The following is an 18,850-nucleotide window of genomic DNA, read 5'->3' as shown; positions in this document are numbered from 1 at the left end:
TCATTTGCACCCATTGATCAATTTAGTTTGCCCTTAGGAGTTCCCAGCATGTCGATCAACGTCGAAGACTATTTCGCGCGCGCCACCTTTGACAAAATGAAGGCGTTCGCCGACAAGCAAGAAACCCCATTCGTGGTGATCGACACCGCGATGATCAGCCAGGCCTACGATGACCTGCGCGCCGGTTTTGAATTCGCCAAGGTGTACTACGCCGTCAAGGCCAACCCGGCTGTCGAGATCATCGACCTGTTGAAAGACAAGGGGTCGAGCTTCGACATCGCCTCGATCTACGAGCTGGACAAGGTCATGGACCGCGGCGTCAGCGCCGACCGTATCAGCTACGGCAACACCATCAAGAAATCCAAGGACATCCGCTACTTCTACGAGAAGGGCGTGCGCCTGTTCTCCACCGACTCCGAAGCCGACCTGCGCAACATCGCCAAGGCCGCACCGGGCTCGAAAGTCTATGTGCGTATCCTCACCGAAGGCTCGACCACCGCAGACTGGCCTTTGTCGCGCAAATTCGGCTGCCAGACCGACATGGCCATGGACCTGCTGATCCTCGCCCGCGACCTGGGCCTGGTGCCGTACGGCATCTCGTTCCACGTCGGTTCGCAGCAGCGTGATATCAGCGTGTGGGACGCCGCCATCGCCAAGGTCAAGGTGATCTTCGAGCGCCTGAAAGAAGAAGACGGCATCCACCTCAAGCTGATCAACATGGGCGGTGGCTTCCCGGCCAACTACATCACCCGCACCAACAGCCTGGAAACCTACGCCGAGGAAATCATCCGCTTCCTCAAGGAAGACTTCGGTGACGAGCTGCCAGAAATCATCCTGGAGCCGGGCCGTTCGTTGATCGCCAACGCCGGGATCCTGGTCAGTGAAGTGGTGTTGGTGGCCCGTAAATCGCGCACCGCCGTCGAGCGTTGGGTGTACACGGATGTGGGCAAGTTCTCCGGCCTGATCGAAACCATGGACGAAGCCATCAAGTTCCCGATCTGGACCGAGAAAAAGGGCGAGATGGAAGAAGTGGTGATCGCCGGTCCTACCTGCGACAGCGCCGATATCATGTACGAAAACTACAAGTACGGCCTGCCGCTGAACCTGGCCATTGGCGACCGCCTGTACTGGCTGTCCACCGGTGCGTACACCACCAGTTACAGCGCCGTTGAATTCAACGGTTTCCCACCGCTCAAATCCTTCTATGTCTGACCCCGTAGGAGCCGGCTTGCCGGCTCCTACAACTCTTCTGCGCGTTGTTGGTAGGCAGCAGCCATGGCGCGAATCTGCGGATCATTCGCCGCCGCCAGCGCTTTGTGCGCCACCTGCAAAAACTTCAGATTCCCGCCTTCCAGCGCCCGGTGCAGCCACTCCAGGGCCGCCTCGATCTGGCCTTGATCCGCCAGCACTGCGGCATAACTGAACTGCCCGCGAAAATCCCCACCTTCGGCCGAGCGGCGATACCACTCAAGCGCTGCGGGCAGGTCTTGCGCGCAGAATTGCCCTTCTTCCAGGTACCGCCCCAACAGGTTCATCGACTTGGCATGCCCCAGCTCGGCAGCCTGGCGATAACAGGCCAGTGCCTGCTGCGGGTCTTGCCTCACCCCGCGCCCGGTGGCCAGCAGGTTGGCGTAGTTGTACAGCCCCCAATCCAACCCGGCCTCTGCGGCCTGACGGTATTCCCCGGCGGCCGCCCGCTCATTGGCGGCGCAGCCCCAGCCATGTTCCAGGCAGCGCCCCACCATATTGCGGGCCATCCGGTGGCCGCCCTGTGCCGCAATCTGGAACCAGCGCAGGGCCAGTGCTGCATCGCGCTCGATCCCGCGCCCCTCCAGGAGGATTTGCCCCAGTAGCGCCTGGGCATCGAGCACGCCCTCCTTGGCCGCCATCAGGATCGCCTGGGCCGCACGGGCCGGTGATTCGTCGAGCATGGCGCGCAGTTGCTCGCCGTCGAGGACTTCTTCGCGGCGCAGGTGAAAAGCCATGCTCAGACCTCGACCCAGCGACGCAACAGGTTGTGATAGGTGCCGGTGAGCTGGATCAGCGCCGGGTGGTCCGGCACATCGCGGGTCAATTGCTGGATCGCGCCGTCCATTTCAAACAGCAAGGTGCGCTGGCTGTCTTCGCGCACCAGGCTTTGGGTCCAGAAAAACGCGGCATAGCGCGCGCCCCGGGTCACGGCGTTGACCTTGTGCAGGCTGGAGCCGGGGTACAGCACCATGTCGCCGGCCGACAGCTTGACCCGCTGCAGGCCGAAGGTGTCCTGGATCTGCAGTTCGCCGCCGTCGTACTCGTGCGGGTCGCTGAAAAACAGCGTGGAAGACAGGTCGGTGCGCACCCGCTCGGGGCTGCCCTTGGGCTGGCGCACGGCGTTATCGATATGAAAGTCGAAGCTGCCACCGGCGGTGTAGCAGTTGAGCAAGGGCGGGAAGACTTTATGCGGCAGGGCCGCCGACATGAATTGCGGGTTTTGCCACAGGCGCTCGAGCATGGCCGCGCCGATTTCCTTGGCCAGTGGATGGCCTTCGGGCAATTGCAGGTTGTGCTTGGCCTTGGCCGACTGGTGCCCGGCGGTGATCTTGCCGTCGGCCCAGTCCGCCTGCTCCAGGGCTTCGCGGATGCGCAATACCTCGTCGCGGGAGAACAGGCCGGGAATATGCAGCAGCATGGGGCGTTACCTGAGAGCAGAGGGGCGCCAATGGTATTGATTACTATTGACGCTGTAAAACCCTGATCCGACGGGCAGACGTATAAGCCGGCAAAAACCGTAACCCCTGAAGTGTAAATTTTGTAAATTGAATGCGAATAGCAATGCATCTCAATTGCTATGCATAATTGTTTACAATATATTTCGCGCCCTAACATCCTTGGGGTAGGGAATTTCATGTCGCGCCACATTACAAAAACACCAAACAGTTCACCGCGCTTGCTGGCCTCGGCCATTGGCGTGGCCATCAGCGCCAGCTCTGTCGCCCATCTGGCGCAAGCGGCCGAAGAGACCGAACACAAAGGCGAGCGCAACAGCATTTCCCTGGGTGCCACCAGCATCACCGGCCAGGAACAGGACGCGACTTCCTACCAGACTGAAAAAGCCTCTTCGCAGAAATACACCGCGCCCCTGGTCGACACCCCACGTTCCGTCACCGTGGTGCCGGCGCAGGTGCTCAAGGACACCGCCGCCACCTCACTGCAAGACGCCTTGCGCACCGTACCGGGGATTACCTTTGGTGCCGGTGAAGGCGGCAACCCCCAGGGCGACCGTCCGTTTATCCGTGGCTTCGATGCCCAGGGCGACACCTACCTGGACGGCGTGCGTGATACCGGCGGCCAGAGCCGGGAAATTTTCGATATCGAGTCCATCGAAGTCAGCAAGGGCCCCAACTCCTCGTTCGGTGGCCGTGGCTCGGCCGGTGGCAGCCTTAACCTGGTGAGCAAAACCCCACAAGCACGGGACTTCCTCAACGGCGGTTTTACCTACGGCTCCGACCAGACCCGGCGCTATGCCCTCGACGTCAACCGCCAGTTCCTCGACAGCGCCGCGTTCCGCCTGAACCTGATGAGCCACGAACAGAACGTGGCCGGCCGTGACGCAGTCAATTACGACCGCTGGGGCGTGGCCCCGTCGCTGACCTTTGGCCTGGGCACCCCGACCCGCGTCAACCTCAGCTACTACCATATGGAAAGCAATGACCTGCCGGATTCGGGCATTCCTTATGGCTATAGCAACAGCGCGTCGAATGCCGCCCATGTGCATGACAAACCCACCGACGGCGGCGACAGCAGCAACTTCTACGGCCTCAAGGATCGCGACTTCCGCAAGACCCGCGCCGATATCAGTACGTTCTCCATCGAGCACGACCTGAACGACAACATGACGATCAAGAACACCCTGCGTCATGGCAGCACCGGCCAGGACTACGTGCTCACCCAACCGGACGACAGCCAACACAACGTCAACCAGTTCGGCACCGTCTGGCGCCGCGCCAACAGCCGCGTGTCGACCACCACGACCACCACCAACCAGACCGATCTGTTTGGCAGCTTCCAGGCCCTGGGCTTCAAGCACAGCTACTCCACCGGCCTGGAATTTACCGGTGAAGAAACCCGTGTCAGTGGTTATACCGTCAGCCCTAACGGCAACCCTAGCGGCGGCTGCACACCTGGCAAGGTCGGCAACAGCGGCGGCCAATGCACCTCGCTGGGCAACCCGAACCCGGACGACGCCTGGACCGGCAGCGTCGCCCGCAACTACATGGGCACCAACACCAAGGCCACCAGTCGCGCCGCCTATGTATTCGACACCATCGAGCTCGATCCGCAATGGCTGCTGAACGTCGGCCTGCGCTATGACACCTTCGACACCGAGGCCAACACCAACGCAACCACTGGCCGCACCAAGCTCAAGGATGACAGCCAGTTCTTCAACTGGCAGGCCGGCCTGGTCTGGAAGCCGATGGAGAACGGCAGCATCTACACCTCCTATGCCACTTCGGCCTCGCCCGCTGGCGGCCTGGTGGGTGAAGGTGTCGACTCCAACGCCATCCCAACCGGCATCAACACCAGCGACCTGAAACCGGAAGAAACCGTCAACTACGAGCTGGGCACCAAGTGGGATCTGTTCCACGACCGCCTGTCCCTGACCGCTGCCGTGTTCCGCACCGAGAAGAAAAACGCGCGCATTCTGGTGAACTCCAACACCTATGAAAACGCCGGTGAATCCCGGGTCGATGGCCTGGAGCTTTCCGCCAGCGGCAAACTCACCGAGCAATGGCAGGTATTCGCCGGCTACAGCTACCTGAAAAGCGAGCTGGTGGACCCCGGCAAAAACGGTAACCGCCAGGGCGTGGTGACTGCCGGCTCCAACAAGGGCAACGAAATGCCCAACACGCCGAAGCATTCCTTCAGCCTGTGGACCACCTACGACATCACCTCGAAGCTGACCGTCGGCGGCGGTGCATTCTATGTCGATGACGTCTATGGCGATGCCGCCAACACCGTCTACGTGCCGTCCTACACCCGCTACGACGCCATGGCCAGCTACAAGCTGACCAAGAATGTCGACCTGCAATTGAACGTGCAGAACCTGACCGACAAGACCTACTACGACAAGGCCTACGGCGCGCACTTCGCCAACCAGGCCGCCGGTCGTACCGCCCTGTTGACCACCAGCTTCCACTTCTAAGGCAGCAAACGTTTCAGGCCAAAGCCCCGCGCATCGGATGCCCGGGGCTTTCGTATGTAAGAAAGAATGTTTCTCGAAAACCCACGGCATAATGCCCGCCGTAAAAATCATATCCAGCTCAGCGAGGCCGTCCGACGTGTTGAAGAAAACCCTGTTCCAGTTGCACTGGTTTTTCGGCATTAGCGCCGGGCTGGTGTTGGCCTTGATGGGGATTACCGGGGCCGCGTACTCGTTCCAGGATGAAATCCTGCGGGCGCTCAACCCCACGGTACTGACCGTGCAAAAACAACCCGCCGGGGTGCTGCCACCCGCTGAACTGGTGCGCAAACTCGAAGCCACCGAAGGCAAGGCCGTGGCCATGCTGTGGGTGGAAAGCGAGAGCGGCAACGCCGCCCGCGTGTTCTTCACCCCGCCACCGGGCGAGCGCCGGGGGCAGATGCGCTACTTCGACCCGTACACCGGCGACTACCTGGGCGATGCCGTCGGCCAGGACTTTTTCGGCCTGATGCTGCAACTGCACCGCTTCCTGGCCATGGGTGACACCGGTCGGCAAATCACCGGTGCCTGTACGCTGATCCTGATTTTCTTCTGCCTCTCTGGCCTGTACCTGCGCTGGCCGCGCCAGGTGGCGAGCTGGCGCGCCTGGCTGACCCTGGACTGGCGCAAGAAAGGCCGTAGTTTCAACTGGGACCTGCACTCGGTGTTCGGCACCTGGTGCCTGCTGTTTTACCTGTTGGCCGCACTCACCGGTTTGTCATGGTCCTACGAGTGGTACAACAAGGGCCTGACCCGGTTGCTGTCCGATGCCCCGCAGAACGAGCGGGTGCGCAATCGCGGCCCGGCACCGGCGGGCCCGGCCCTCGTTGCCAACTACGAGGCGATCTGGAGCAGCATCTACAGCACCGCCGGCCCGGAGCTGAGTGCCTACAACATCCGTATGCCTCCCGTTGCCGGGCAACCGGCCACTGTCTACTACCTGTTGCAAAGCTCGCCCCATGACCGCGCCCTGAACCAGATCAACCTCGACCCGGCCACCGGCGTGGTCAAAAGCGTCGAGCGCTATGGCGATAAAAGCCTCAAGGCGCAATTGCTGACCAGCCTCTATGCGCTGCATGTGGGCAGTTATTTCGGCCTGGTGGGGCGGATCATTCTTACCGTCACTGCGCTGTGCATGCCGCTGTTCTTTATTACCGGCTGGTTGCTGTACCTGGACCGCCGCCGCAAAAAACGCCAGGTGCGCGATGCCCGTAAAGGCCTGGGCGACAACCACAGCAATGCACCGGCCTGGCTGATCGGTTTCGCCAGCCAGAGCGGCTTTGCCGAGCAACTGGCCTGGCAGACCGCCGGCCAGTTGCAGGCCGCCGGGCTGCCGGTGAAGGTGCAGCCCCTGGGCAGCGTCAGCGAAGACGACTTGCGCCAGTCGGAACATGCACTGTTTGTGGTCAGCACCTTCGGCGATGGCGAAGCACCGGACAGCGCACGCGGCTTTGAACGCCGCGTACTGGGGCGCGACCTTGCCCTCCAGGGCCTGAACTACTCGGTACTGGCCCTGGGCGATCGTCAATACCCACACTTCTGCGGCTTTGCCCGGCGCCTGCACTTCTGGCTGACCCGCCAGGGCGGCAGCGCCTTGTTCGCCCCGGTCGAAGTCGACAGCGGCGACCAGGAGGCCCTGCGGCACTGGCAACAACAACTGGGCCAGCTCACCGGCCATGCACCGGCCGCCTGGGCCAGTGCCCCCTATGAAAGCTGGACCCTGGGCCAGCGCACTCTGCTCAACCCTGGCAGCAGCGGTTCGGGGGTCTACCTGCTGGGCCTCACCCCGCCGGCACCGCGCGACTGGCTGGCCGGCGACCTGGTGGAAATCCTGCCACGCCATGGCCCGTGGACCGTCGAACATTTCCTCGCCGGGTTGGGCATTGCCGGCACGGACGAAGTGCTGATCGATGGCTTGGCACGGCCCCTGGAACAGGTGCTTGCCAGCCGCCAGTTGCCGGACAATCGCGCCCATCTGGTCGGCCTGCACGCCCAGGCCCTGGTGGAGGCGCTGGTGCCGATGGGCATGCGCGAATACTCTGTCGCCTCGATTGCCAGCGATGGCGTGCTGGAGCTGATCGTGCGCCAGGAACGCCATGCCGACGGCAGCCTGGGCCTGGGTTCGGGCTGGCTGACCGAGCACGCGCCACTGGGCACGGTGATCAGCCTGCGGGTGCGGCGCAACAGCGGCTTCCACCTGCCGACAGACCCGGTGCCAATGATCCTGCTGGGCAACGGCACGGGCCTGGCCGGCTTGCGCAGCCTGCTCAAGGCGCGCATCGCCGACGGCCAGCAGCGTAACTGGTTGCTGTTCGGCGAGCGCAACATCGCCCATGACTATCACTGCCGGGATGAGCTGCAAGGCTGGCTGGCCAGTGGCGACCTGGCGTTGCTGGACCTGGCGTTTTCGCGGGATCAACAAGAGAAAATCTACGTCCAGGACCGCCTGCGCGAGTCTGCCGATGTACTGCGTAAATGGCTGGCCGAGGGCGCGGCGATTTATGTCTGCGGGAGTTTGCAGGGCATGGCGGCCGGTGTGGATCAGGTGTTGGTGGATGTCCTGGGCAGCGAGGCGGTGCAACGCCTTATCGAACAGGGCCGCTACCGCAGGGATGTCTACTGACCTACACCCATCAAAATGTGGGAGCGGGCTTGTCGGGTCGCCGCATCGCCGCGATGGCGGTCTGTCTGTAACCCATAGGCTGGCTGATCCACCGCAATCGCGGCGATGCGGCGACCCGACAAGCCCGCTCCCACAGGTTTAATCGTATTTCAGGTCAGGTGGGTTGGAGTTTTTGTTCAAATACCGACACGCCATCGAGGTCGCGTAGCGTGACTGTCAACTCCGCCGTCTGCCCATCAATCTGCACCTCGCCAAAAAACTGGAAACCGGCAAACGGCGATGTGTTTTGCACCGGTGGGGCTTTTTCAAATATCACTTGCGGGCCAAAGGTCTTATCCAGCGGATTGGGCCCAAAGCTCCCGGCATTCAGCGGCCCCGCGACGAATTCCCAGAACGGCTCGAAATCCTGGAACGCCGCCCGGTCCGGGTGGTAGTGGTGTGCCGCGCAGTAGTGCACATCGGCGGTCAGCCACACATGGTTACGCACCTGTTGTGCGCGCAGGAAGCCCAGCAATTCGGCAATTTCCAGCTCACGGCCCTGGGCCGCGCCCGGGTCGCCGTTGGCCACCGCTTCCCAGCGCGGTACGCCGGGGCTGACTTCGCCGTCGGGCACGCCGAGGCCGATGGGCATGTCGGCGGCGATCACCTTCCACTGCGCTTTCGACGCCTTGAGTCCGCCCTTGAGCCAGTCCAGTTGCGCCCGCCCCAGAAACGGTTTGGCCCCGCCCAGGTTGTCATCGTTGGCCCCGCGATAGCTGCGCATATCCAGCACAAACACATCGAGCAACGGCCCGTAGCTGAGCTTGCGGTAGATACGCCCCCCCTGGTCGGCGCCCTGCAGGCGCATCGGCGCATATTCCAGCCAGGCCTGGCGTGCGCGGCCCACCAGGGTGGTGATGTCCTGGGTCTGGTAACGCTCGTCCAGTTGCTTGCCGGGCGACCAATTGTTGACCACTTCGTGATCGTCCCATTGCCAGATCTGCGGCACCTGGGCATTGAAGCGGCGCACGTTTTCATCCATCAGGTTATAGCGGTAGTTGCCACGGTATTCATCCAGGGTTTCGGCAACTTTGCTCTTGGCCTCGGTGGTGAGGTTGCGCCAGATGCGTCCGCCTTCGGTGGTCAGTTGCGCCGGCACCGGGCCGTCGGCGTAGATGGTGTCGCCGCTGTGGATAAAAAAATCCGGCAGGCGCAGGCGCATGGCTTCGTAGATGCGCATGCCGCCAATATCCGGGTTGATCCCGAAGCCCTGGCCGACGGTATCGCCGCTCCACACAAAGCGGATATCGCGCCGTTGTTGCGGCACGCTGCGCAGGTGGCCGAACCAGGGCTCACTGGCCACGCCGGTCTGCGCATCCTCAAAGTGCACACGGTAGAAAATCGCCTGGTCGGCCGGTAGCCCGGTCAGCTCGACGCGGGCGGTGAAGTCGCTGCGGCTGTCGGCCAAAGGCGAGATGAATCGGCGCGGGTTGCTGAACAGGCTGCGGGTGTCCCACTCGACCACCATCCGTGCCGGGCGGTCGCAGCGGCTCCAGATCATGGCGCGGTCGCCCAGCAAGTCGCCAGACTGCACGCCATCGGTCAATTGCGGCCGGTCCTTGACTGAAGCAATCACCGCCGGCGCCAGCCCCGGCAGCAACAGGCCAGCGCCGACACCCTGGATCACCCGGCGGCGGCCGGGGTTGAAGTGGCTCATAGGTGTTCCTCTGCACAGCAAAAGGAAAACTAAAGCATGGCCGTATGAAACACAGATGACAGGTGTCGATACCTACATTCAGGCAACGGCCAGTTCGACGGCCTCCGGGCGTTTGATCACGGCGTACAGCAACCCGGTGAGCACGCTGCCGGCCACGATCGCCAGCAGGTACAACAGCGCATGGTTGATCGTATTCGGAATCAGCATCACAAACAGCCCGCCGTGAGGCGCCATCAACTTGCAACCGAAGTACATCGACAGGGCACCGGTCACTGCGCCACCGGCAATGCTGGCCGGGATCACGCGCAACGGGTCCTTGGCAGCAAACGGGATCGCCCCTTCCGAGATAAAACACAGCCCCAGAATCAACGCCGCCTTGCCGGCTTCGCGCTCGGTCCGGGCGAACTTGCGCCGGGCCAGGAACGTGGCAATGGCCATGCCAATCGGCGGCACCATACCAGCTGCCATGGCAGCGGCCATCGGCGCGCCGCTCTGGGAGGCCAGCAGGCCGACGGAGAAGGCGTAGGCCGCCTTGTTGATCGGCCCGCCGAGGTCGGCGCACATCATCGCGCCCAACAGGATGCCCAGCAGCACCGCATTGGTGGTGCCCATGGTGCTGAGGAAGCCCGTCAGGCCAACCAGCATCTGCGCCACGGGCGGGCCGATCAGGTAGATCATCGCCAAGCCGGTGACCAGGCTTGCCAGCAACGGGATGATCAGGATCGGCTTGAGCGACGCCAGGCCTTGCGGCAACGGCACCGCGCGGGTGATCAATTTGACGCTGTAGCCGGCGAGGAAACCGGCGAAGATCCCGCCGATAAACCCCGCGCCCAGGGTACTGGCCAACAGGCCGCCGATCATCCCCGGCGCAAGGCCCGGGCGGTCGGCAATCGAGTAGGCGATATAGCCGGCGAGCAGCGGCACCATCAGGGTGAAGGCATGGTCACCGACCGCCCTCAGCGCCGCCGCCAGGGTGCCGGGCTGTTCGTAGGCGTGGATACCGAAGACGTAGGACAGGGCAATCAACAAGCCGCCCGCCACCACCATCGGCAACATGAACGACACGCCGGTCAGCAGGTGTTTGTAGACCCCGGTGTTCTCCGGTTTGGCCACCGCGCCACTGGCGGCGCTTTCCTGTTGGCCTTCGGCCAGGGCTTTGTCGAGGATCGCGGCAGATTGCTTGAGGGCAATGCCGGTGCCACAACGGTAGATTTTCTTGCCGGCAAAGCGCTCGGTGGCCACTTCGATATCGGCGGCCAGCAGCACCACGTCGGCGTCGCGAATGGCCTGCTCGCTCAGGGGCGTACGCGCCCCTACCGAACCCTGGGTTTCCACCTGCAGGTCATACCCCTTGGCCTTGGCGGCCTGCTGCAACGCTTCGGCGGCCATAAAGGTGTGGGCCACGCCGGTGGGGCAGGCAGTGATGGCGACAAGGCGCGGTGCGTGTCTGGCCGTTGGCACTGCGCTGCTGGCAACGTACAACCGGGCCTCTTGCGCGCCCCGTTGCAGCAGCGCGTCCACGTCCTGCAACGCCTGGGCCGGGGTGCTCTGGTACACGCGCTTGCCGACAAAGCGCTGCATGTCCACCGGGGTGCTGGCAACCAGCAACACCCATTCGGCCGCGTCGAGGGTGGCCTGGGAAAGGGCGCGCTCGGGGTGGTTCGCGTCCACCACCTCTACGCCGGTGCTCCAGCCCTGGCGCTGGGCGGCAGCCTCCAGTAAGCGGGCGCACAGCACACTGGTGACCCTGCCGTTGGGGCAGGCGGTAACAATGGCTAACTTCATGAAAAACCCTCTTATTGTTCTGTCAGCGGGCGTACCTGCACGCCACTTTCGAGGCACGCCAGGTGCGCGCCGTCGCTGATGCCGAAACCGATCTGCGTGACGGCCATGGCGGCAATCGCGGTGGCGCGGCGCAGGGTCTGCTCGGGCGCTTCGCCGCTGAGCAGACCGTGCAGCATGCCCGCCAGCAAGGAGTCGCCGGCCCCCACGGTACTGGCGACGCTGACCTTGGGCGCCGTGGCGTGCAACGCTCGGTGGGGGCTGAACCAGTTCACACCGTCGGCCCCATGGGACACCACCACATGTTCCACGCCCTGGGCGTGCAAACGCTCAGCCGCCCGGGCTTGCTGGGCGACGGTTTGCGTGGGGCAGTCGAGTGCTTCGGCAAGTTCTTCAGTGTTGGGCTTGATCAACCACGGCGCGGTCTTCAAGCCTGCGCGCAACGCTTGGCCACTGGTGTCCAGGGCGACTTTCAAACCAAGGTCCTTGAGGCACGCCAGCAAGCCCTGAAACCACTGCGGGCTGACGCCACGCGGCAAGCTGCCGGCGACCACCACCGCATCGAACTCGGGGCCGATCGCGGCGATCAGCTTGAGCAACTGTTCTTGCGCCTGCTCGCTCACCAGCGGCCCCGGGGCATTGATGTCGGTGACCCGGCCATCCGCTTCGGCAATCTTGATGTTGCTGCGGGTTTCGCCCGGCACACGAATAAACGCATCGCCAAACCCTCGGCTGGCGATCAGGGCATCGAAAGCCTCGGGGTTTTGCGCACCGAGAAATCCCCCCACGCTCACGCAATGGCCCAGATCAGCCAACACCTGCGCCACATTCACGCCCTTGCCGGCGGCATGGGTGAGCAGGGTTTCGCTGCGGTTGACCGCCCCAGGTTCCAGGCGCGCCAAACGCACCGTCAGGTCCAACGCCGGGTTCAACGTCAGAGTCAGAATGTTCGCCATTTACACGGCCTCCACAAGGGCACGCACTTGAGCAGGGGACCCCACTGCCAGTGCTTGTTGCGCCAGGCTCCGGGCCTCGCTCAGGCTGAATTCACGCACCCGCGCCTTCACTTCGGGAATGCTGCGCGCCGACACACTCAACTCATCCACCCCCAGGCCCACCAGCACCGGCACCGCCAGCGGATCGGCCGCCAACTCGCCGCACACCCCGACCCATTTGCCATGGGCGTGGGCCGCGCGCACCGTGATGTCGATCAGTTGCAACACCGCCGGGTGCAGGCCGTCAGCCTGGGCCGACAGGGTTGGGTGACCGCGGTCGATGGCCAGGGTGTACTGGGTCAAGTCATTGGTGCCGATGCTGAAGAAGTCCACTTCCTTGGCCAATACCGGCGCCAGCAGGGCCGCCGAGGGGACTTCGATCATGATGCCCAATTGCAAGTCAGCCACCGGGATTTCCAGGCGCAGGCGCTCAGTCATGTCGCGGGCCGCACGCCACTCATCAACGCTGCCGACCATGGGGAACATGATGCGCAGCGGGCGACCGTCCGCCGAACGCAGCAGTGCGCGCAGTTGCGCCTCCATGATCGGCGGGCGCTGCAGGGTCAGGCGAATACCGCGCACGCCGAGAAACGGGTTTTCCTCCTTGGCAATCGGCCAGTAAGGCAGCGGTTTGTCCCCGCCCACATCCAGGGTGCGCACCACCAGCGGCCGGCCGCCCAGGCCATCGAGCACACGGCGGTATTCGGCTTCCTGGGTGGCCTCATCCGGCGCTTGCGGATGGGCCATGAAAATCAGTTCGGTACGCAGCAAGCCAATGCCTTCGGCACCCTGCTCGACAGCGAGCGCCACACCGGCGCTTTCGCCGATATTGGCGAATACTTCGACAGCGTGTCCGTCGCGGGTCAAGGCCGGCTCATGGCGTTGCGCGGCGGCAGCCTGGAGACGTTGCTCGCGGTTATCACGCTCTTGGGTGGCGCGCTGCAAGGTTGCAGCATCGGCATCCACATGCAGGCGCCCGCATTGGCCGTCGAGCAACAGCGGCGTGCCCGAAGCCAGCAGCAGCACCGCCGGGCCCGCGCCGACCAGCGCCGGGATCCCCAGGGCACGGGCCACGATGGCGCTGTGGGCGGTGGCGCCGCCGCGTGCGGTGAGGATCCCGGCGACACGCGCCGGATCCAGCCGGGCAACGTCCGAAGGGCCGACTTCCTCCATGACCAGAATGTAGGGTTCGCTTGGCTCTTGTGGGGTTTGGATCCCACACAGTTGGGCCAGCACCCGCCGGCCAATGTCCCGCAGGTCGGCGGCGCGCTCGGCGAGCAACGTGTCCTGCAAGGATGCCTGCTGCTTGGCGGCGGCTTCGATCACGCTCATCCACGCGGCTTCGGCGCTTTCGCCTTGTTTGAGGCGGGTGTCGACTTCATCGCTCAGTTCCGGGTCGTCGAGCATTTCCTGGTGGGTGATGAAAATCTCGCGGATCGCCTTGGACGTGCTGCGCTCGATCAAGCCCTGGATATCGTGGCGCACCTCCCGCAGCGCGGTGGATAGGCGCTCGCGCTCGACGTTGGCCGACTCGCCGCGCAATGGATAGTCAAACGGCTGCAATACCTGGAGATGGGCCGGGCCGATGGCGATCCCCGGCGCGGCAGGGATTGCCTGGATCAGGCTGCCAGAGAGCGGCGCGCTGATTGGTGGTTCAACCTCAAGGGCTTCAACCCGTGCACTGACGGCCGGCAGCGGCTCGACGTCTTCACCAAGCCCCGCTTGCACCGCCGCCAACAGCGCCGGCAGCGCATCGTCGGCAATGCCGGGCTCGGCAACAAACTCCAGCACCTGGCCACGCCGGGCGCCGAGGCTGAGCAGCTTGCTCAAACTCTTGACCGACACCGCGCCGCCCTGCCCGTCGACGATGCGCACGCGGATCTCGCCGTCGAAGCCCTTCGCCAGTTGGGCCAGGGCCTTGGCCGGCCGCGCATGCAGGCCGTGGGCGTTGGCCAGGGCGATACGGGCACTGGGCCAGTCGGCAGGCAGTTCGCCCCCCAGCACTTCGAGCACCGCACGGCGGCTGGTGGCGCGCCCCAGTTCCTGGCCGCGCCCTTCAATCAGCAAGGCACACAAACGCTCAAGCAAGGCCTGGTGGGCCTCGCCGAGGCTGGCCAGGCAGAACAGGCCGTTCAAGGGCTGGCCCAGGTAGCGCATGGGCTTGTCCGGGGTGACAAAGGCCAGGCCCGGGCGCTTGACCGTTTGTTCGCTGTGCAGCCACCACAGGCCATCGCCCAGGGGCAGTGCATCGACTTGTTGCAGCACGGCCGCGAAACCATTGCTTACACAATCGGCCTGGCGCAACAGACGGGCGCCGCGCCACACCAGTTCTTCAAAATCGTCGGCGGACACCCCCAGGCCGATCATCTGCGCATCCAGCGCCAGCTCCTGGGGCGCGCCTTGCAGCAGTTTGAGCAAGGCGTCGGCCGAGGTGGCGCGGCGCAGCGCCTGGCCCAGGTCGGTTTCACCGAGGGCGCGGGTCAGCAGTTGCAGCAGGCGCAGGTGCTCATCGGACTTGGCGGCAATGCCAATCGCCAGGTAGACGATCTGGCCATCGCCCCAATCCACACCGTGGGGAAATTGCAGCAGGCGCACGCCGGTGGCGAACACCTGGTCGCGGGTTTCGGGGGTGCCGTGGGGGATCGCAATACCTTGGCCGAGAAAGGTCGAACCTTGCGCTTCACGGGCTTGCAGGCCGCTCAGGTAGCCCTCGGCGACCAGGCCATCGGCCACCAGCTGTTGGGCGAGCAGTTGCAGGGCCGCAGACTTATCCACAGCCCCCTGGCCCATGGATATCTGCTCTACGGTGAGCTCAAGCATGCCTTTCTCCTAGTTAGTGCGGGGTGCGCACTAGGTATTGTTTTGATTAAACGGTGCAAAAATAACTGACTGAGTGGTCAACTGGCAGTGGTTACTCAGCGGCGATCGTCGTAAAAATACGCTTGCTGAAACGTTTAATCTAGATTTTATGGCAGATTACTGGGTAATTCTGCATCCTTGAAGCACCACTCGGCGCTTGAGCTGCGACAATGGTCGCGTGCAGGAATCGGTTAGGATTGGACAAAATGTCGGGGCAAGCTCTAAAAAACAAGGAAATCCCGGTTTGAAACTCAGTGATATTGCACGCATAGCCGGTGTGTCCGTGACCACCGCCAGCTACGTCATCAACGGCAAGGCCCAACAGCAACGGATCAGCACCGCCACCGTCGAACGGGTGCGGGCGGTGGTCCAGGAGCATGGCTTTACCCCCAATCCCCAGGCTGCCGGGTTGCGCAGCCGGCATACCCGCACCCTGGGCTTTATCCTGCCGGACCTGGAAAACCCCAGTTACGCACGGATCGCCAAGCTGCTGGAACAAGGCGCACGGGCCCGTGGCTATCAGTTGCTGATCGCCAGCTCCGACGATGATGCCAACAGTGAGCGCCAATTGCTGCAACTGTTCCGCGCGCGGCGTTGCGATGCGTTGTTCGTTGCCAGCTGCCTGCCCGCCAGCGACGACAGTTATCGCGAGCTGCAAGCCAAGGGCCTACCGGTGATTGCCATTGACCGGGTGATGGACGCCGGACAGTTCTGCTCGGTGGTCAGCGATGACCGCCGGGCCTGCCAGCAATTGACCAGCAGCCTGCTGCACCCGCTGCCCCGGCAAATCGCGTTGATTGGCGCCCACCCTGAGCTGAGTATCAGCCAGGAACGCGCAGCGGGTTTCCGCCAGGCGCTGCAAGGCTTTGAAGGTGAGGTCCTGGTCGAGCACGGCGACGCGTTCAGCCGCGACTGTGGCCGCCAGTTGATGGAAGAACTCCTGCAACGCCTGGGGCATTTACCCGATGCGCTGGTCACCACTTCCTACGTTCTGCTGCAAGGGGTGTTTGACGCGCTGCACGACTTCCCGCTCAAGTCGCGACCGCTGCGCCTGGGCACTTTTGGTGACACCCAGTTGCTGGACTTCCTGCCGCTGCCGGTCAACGCCATGGCCCAGCAACACGCGCTGATCGCCGAAACAGCCCTGCGCCTGGCGCTGGCGGCGATTGAAGAACAGCACTACCAGCCGGGCGTGCATGCCATTGGCCGGACCTTCAAGCAGCGGATTCACGAGGCGTAGGCGTGGAGCTGATCGACAGCCACACCCACCTCGACTTCGAGGACTTCGATGCTGACCGCGACGAAGTGCTCAGGCACAGTCGCCAGCTCGGCGTGCGACGCATGGTGGTGCTGGGGGTGTACCAGCGCAATTGGCAGCGGCTATGGGACCTGGCGCAACAGGACCCGGACCTGCATGGGGCCTTCGGCCTGCACCCGGTGTACCTGGATGAGCATCGCCCCGCCGACCTGATCGAATTGGGCGACTGGCTGACCCGCCTCCAGGGCCATCGCCAACTGTGCGCCGTGGGGGAAATCGGCCTGGATTACTTTCTTGAGCACCTGGACCGCGAGCGCCAGCAAGCGCTGTTTGAAGCCCAATTGCAGTTGGCCGTGGACTTCCGCTTGCCGGCGCTGCTGCATGTGCGGCGCAGCCATGCGGCGGTTATCGCCACCCTCAAGCGCATCCGCCTGCCCCGGGGCGGGATCATCCATGCCTTCGCCGGCAGCCGCGAAGAAGCCCGCGAATACATCAAGCTGGGGTTCAAGCTGGGCCTGGGCGGTGCGCCGACCTGGCCCCAGGCCCTGCGCATGCACAAGGTCATCGCTCAGTTGCCGCTGGACTCGGTCGTACTGGAAACCGACTCGCCGGATATGGCGCCCGCCATGTACCCCGGCCAACGCAATAGCCCGCAGCACTTGCCGGCGATCTGCGGGGCCCTGGCCGCACACATGGGCATCAGCCCTTCAGTGTTGGCCGAAGCGAGTACCCGCAACGCCTGCGAAGTGTTCAACTGGCCGCTCGATAACGGGGTTGACCGCCTGTAGCGTCAGGGTCATGCGATGCCGATGCCGGGCGTGGCGCAGGGTCAGGAAGTGAATCAGGATCGCCACCAGCGACACGTTCAATTGCCCGACCTTGCTGATCAAGCCGACCCACTCCACCACCAGGGCCACCAACAAGGCCACGCAGGTCAGCACCAGCATGCTCGGGCGGAGCAGGGCCAGGTTGTCCAGGGACCTCAACTGACGCAGTTGCCTGGGACAATTGAGCAGCAGGACTTTGTGGCAATACGGGCAGTCAAAGGGCTCACTGATAGCAATGGCATTGAGCTGCCAGGGCTTGAGTACAAAGGTGATATCACAATGGGCGCAATGCCCTTTCACGCCTGGAGTTGTCGCGGTCATGGCCCTGCCTCCCGGAAGCGCTGGATGGGGTGTGAAACAAATTCTCACCCAATCCCGCGACAAAAAAAGCTCACACGGGAAAACAGGACATGCACTACATCACCAACAAACAAAACCTACAGACATGCCTTACACGCGAAAGGCACCGATCAGCTTTTTCAATTCAATCACCTGCAAAGACAATTGCCGGCTGGCCTCTTCGGTCTGGTGCGCGCCTTGGGACGCGTGCTCGCCAGCCCGATTAATCTCAACGATGTTCTGGTCGATGTCATGGGCCACCGCCGTTTGCTGCTCCACTGCTGCGGCGATTTGCTGGTTCTGATCGACAATCATGCCCACTGCGCCGAGGATATTTTCCAGGGCCAACTGGACCTTTTCCGACTGCCCGACCGTACCGCTGGCCATGGTATGGCTGCTGCCCATGGCCTTCACGGCCGCGCCAACGCCCAGGTGCAACTTGGTAATCATCTGCTCGATTTCTTCGGTGGACTGCTGGGTGCGCCGGGCCAGGGTTCGTACCTCATCGGCCACCACGGCAAACCCACGGCCCTGCTCACCCGCCCGCGCCGCCTCGATGGCCGCGTTCAGTGCCAGCAGGTTGGTTTGTTCGGCAATGCTCTTGATCACTTCCAGCACGCTGCTGATCGATTGGCTGTCGATGGCCAGTTGGTTGATCACCAGTACTGACTGGTCAATCTCCGAGGCCAGTAGCGCGATGCTGCCCTGCTGGGATTGCACCAGGCCCCGCCCGTTGAGGGTTTCATCGTTGACACTGTGGGCACTGCTGACAGCCGCTGCGGCGCTGCGCGCCACTTCATGGGCGGTCGCCGACATCTGGTTCATGGCCGTCGCCACCTGCTCGATCTGGCAGCGCTGGCCCGACACCGCCTGGTTGCTGCGCGCCGACACCGACTCCACTTGCCCGGCCTGATGCTCGACTTCCTGGACGGTCTGCCCGACCCGCTCGATCAGGTCATGGATTTTCGCCACGGTGCCATTGAACACCTCGCCCAATTCACCCAGCTCATCGCGACTCTGGGATTTGAAGCTGACGGTCATGTCCCCGGCGGCGACCTTATCCATCATCGCGCCCAGGTGGCGCAGGGTGGTACGGGTCGACGCGTAGAAACCGCCGTACAGATAGAAGATCAGCAGGAACACCGCCGCCAGCGCCGCGACCAGCACCACCATGTGCGTGCGGTTCTGGGCCAGGCGCTGTTGCAGTTGCTGGTCGAGGAAGGACAGGGTCGCGTCGTCCAGTTGATAGGTCT

13 protein-coding genes are annotated in these 18,850 nt (G+C 63.5%); 5 read left to right on the top strand and 8 right to left on the bottom strand.

Annotated features, from left to right (window positions below):
* Positions 1-48: 48 nt before the first annotated feature.
* Positions 49-1,212, top strand: a complete 1,164-nt coding sequence (locus tag AC07W7_RS24705) for a type III PLP-dependent enzyme (protein WP_032861941.1) — start codon at positions 49-51, stop codon at positions 1,210-1,212.
* 26 nt (positions 1,213-1,238) lie between these two features.
* On the opposite strand, the gene AC07W7_RS24700 is transcribed toward AC07W7_RS24705, so the two are convergent.
* The gene (locus AC07W7_RS24700; RefSeq protein ID WP_495040296.1) at positions 1,239-1,985 is read right to left on the bottom strand and encodes a tetratricopeptide repeat protein; all 747 of its coding nucleotides are present in this window, start codon (positions 1,983-1,985) and stop codon (positions 1,239-1,241) included.
* A gap of 2 nt (positions 1,986-1,987) precedes the next feature.
* Positions 1,988-2,668 (bottom strand): Fe2+-dependent dioxygenase, encoded by a 681-nt coding sequence (locus tag AC07W7_RS24695; protein WP_495040295.1) that lies wholly within the window; start codon positions 2,666-2,668, stop codon positions 1,988-1,990.
* Positions 2,669-2,884: 216 nt separating this feature from the next.
* On the opposite strand from AC07W7_RS24695, the gene AC07W7_RS24690 reads away from it, so the two are divergent.
* Together AC07W7_RS24690 and AC07W7_RS24685 are read left to right on the top strand one after the other, a co-directional pair.
* Complete coding sequence (locus tag AC07W7_RS24690) at positions 2,885-5,182, top strand: TonB-dependent receptor (RefSeq protein WP_236309092.1); 2,298 nt, start codon at positions 2,885-2,887, stop codon at positions 5,180-5,182.
* Positions 5,183-5,318: 136 nt separating this feature from the next.
* On the top strand, positions 5,319-7,841 hold the full coding sequence (locus AC07W7_RS24685) for a PepSY domain-containing protein (RefSeq protein ID WP_495040294.1): 2,523 nt from the start codon (positions 5,319-5,321) through the stop codon (positions 7,839-7,841).
* A gap of 154 nt (positions 7,842-7,995) precedes the next feature.
* Here AC07W7_RS24685 and AC07W7_RS24680 read toward each other — a convergent pair whose 3' ends face one another.
* The 4 genes from AC07W7_RS24680 to ptsP all read right to left on the bottom strand — a co-directional run bounded on the left by AC07W7_RS24680 (position 7,996) and on the right by ptsP (position 15,134).
* Entirely contained in the window at positions 7,996-9,537 is a 1,542-nt protein-coding gene (locus AC07W7_RS24680; RefSeq protein ID WP_076963615.1) for an alkaline phosphatase D family protein, read from the bottom strand.
* A gap of 78 nt (positions 9,538-9,615) precedes the next feature.
* Positions 9,616-11,322: a PTS fructose-like transporter subunit IIB gene (locus AC07W7_RS24675; protein ID WP_495040293.1), complete on the bottom strand. Its 1,707-nt coding sequence runs from the start codon at positions 11,320-11,322 to the stop codon at positions 9,616-9,618.
* An 11-nt stretch (positions 11,323-11,333) separates the two neighbouring features.
* Entirely contained in the window at positions 11,334-12,275 is a 942-nt protein-coding gene (pfkB, locus tag AC07W7_RS24670; protein WP_495040292.1) for a 1-phosphofructokinase, read from the bottom strand.
* Positions 12,276-15,134: a phosphoenolpyruvate--protein phosphotransferase gene (gene ptsP, locus AC07W7_RS24665; RefSeq protein ID WP_495040291.1), complete on the bottom strand. Its 2,859-nt coding sequence runs from the start codon at positions 15,132-15,134 to the stop codon at positions 12,276-12,278.
* A gap of 283 nt (positions 15,135-15,417) precedes the next feature.
* Here ptsP and cra point away from each other — a divergent pair, with 283 nt between their 5' ends.
* Both cra and AC07W7_RS24655 read left to right on the top strand, forming a co-directional pair.
* Positions 15,418-16,413: a catabolite repressor/activator gene (cra, locus tag AC07W7_RS24660; RefSeq protein WP_169866051.1), complete on the top strand. Its 996-nt coding sequence runs from the start codon at positions 15,418-15,420 to the stop codon at positions 16,411-16,413.
* A 2-nt stretch (positions 16,414-16,415) separates the two neighbouring features.
* Positions 16,416-17,219, top strand: coding sequence for a TatD family hydrolase (locus AC07W7_RS24655; RefSeq protein WP_495040290.1), 804 nt, complete (start codon positions 16,416-16,418; stop codon positions 17,217-17,219).
* Here the strand turns inward: AC07W7_RS24655 and AC07W7_RS24650 are convergent.
* Both AC07W7_RS24650 and AC07W7_RS24645 read right to left on the bottom strand, forming a co-directional pair.
* A complete protein-coding gene (locus AC07W7_RS24650; protein ID WP_495040289.1) occupies positions 17,139-17,579 on the bottom strand; it encodes a hypothetical protein in 441 nt (146 codons plus the stop codon). The two genes, AC07W7_RS24655 and AC07W7_RS24650, sit on opposite strands and share 81 nt — an antisense overlap.
* A 129-nt stretch (positions 17,580-17,708) precedes the next feature.
* Positions 17,709-18,413, bottom strand: coding sequence for a methyl-accepting chemotaxis protein (locus tag AC07W7_RS24645; RefSeq protein WP_373562103.1), 705 nt, complete (start codon positions 18,411-18,413; stop codon positions 17,709-17,711).
* Positions 18,414-18,850 lie beyond the last annotated feature (437 nt).

This window comes from Pseudomonas sp. GW821-FHT01D09 (genome assembly GCF_059422465.1).
This window is presented reverse-complemented; position numbering and strand designations above follow the sequence as displayed.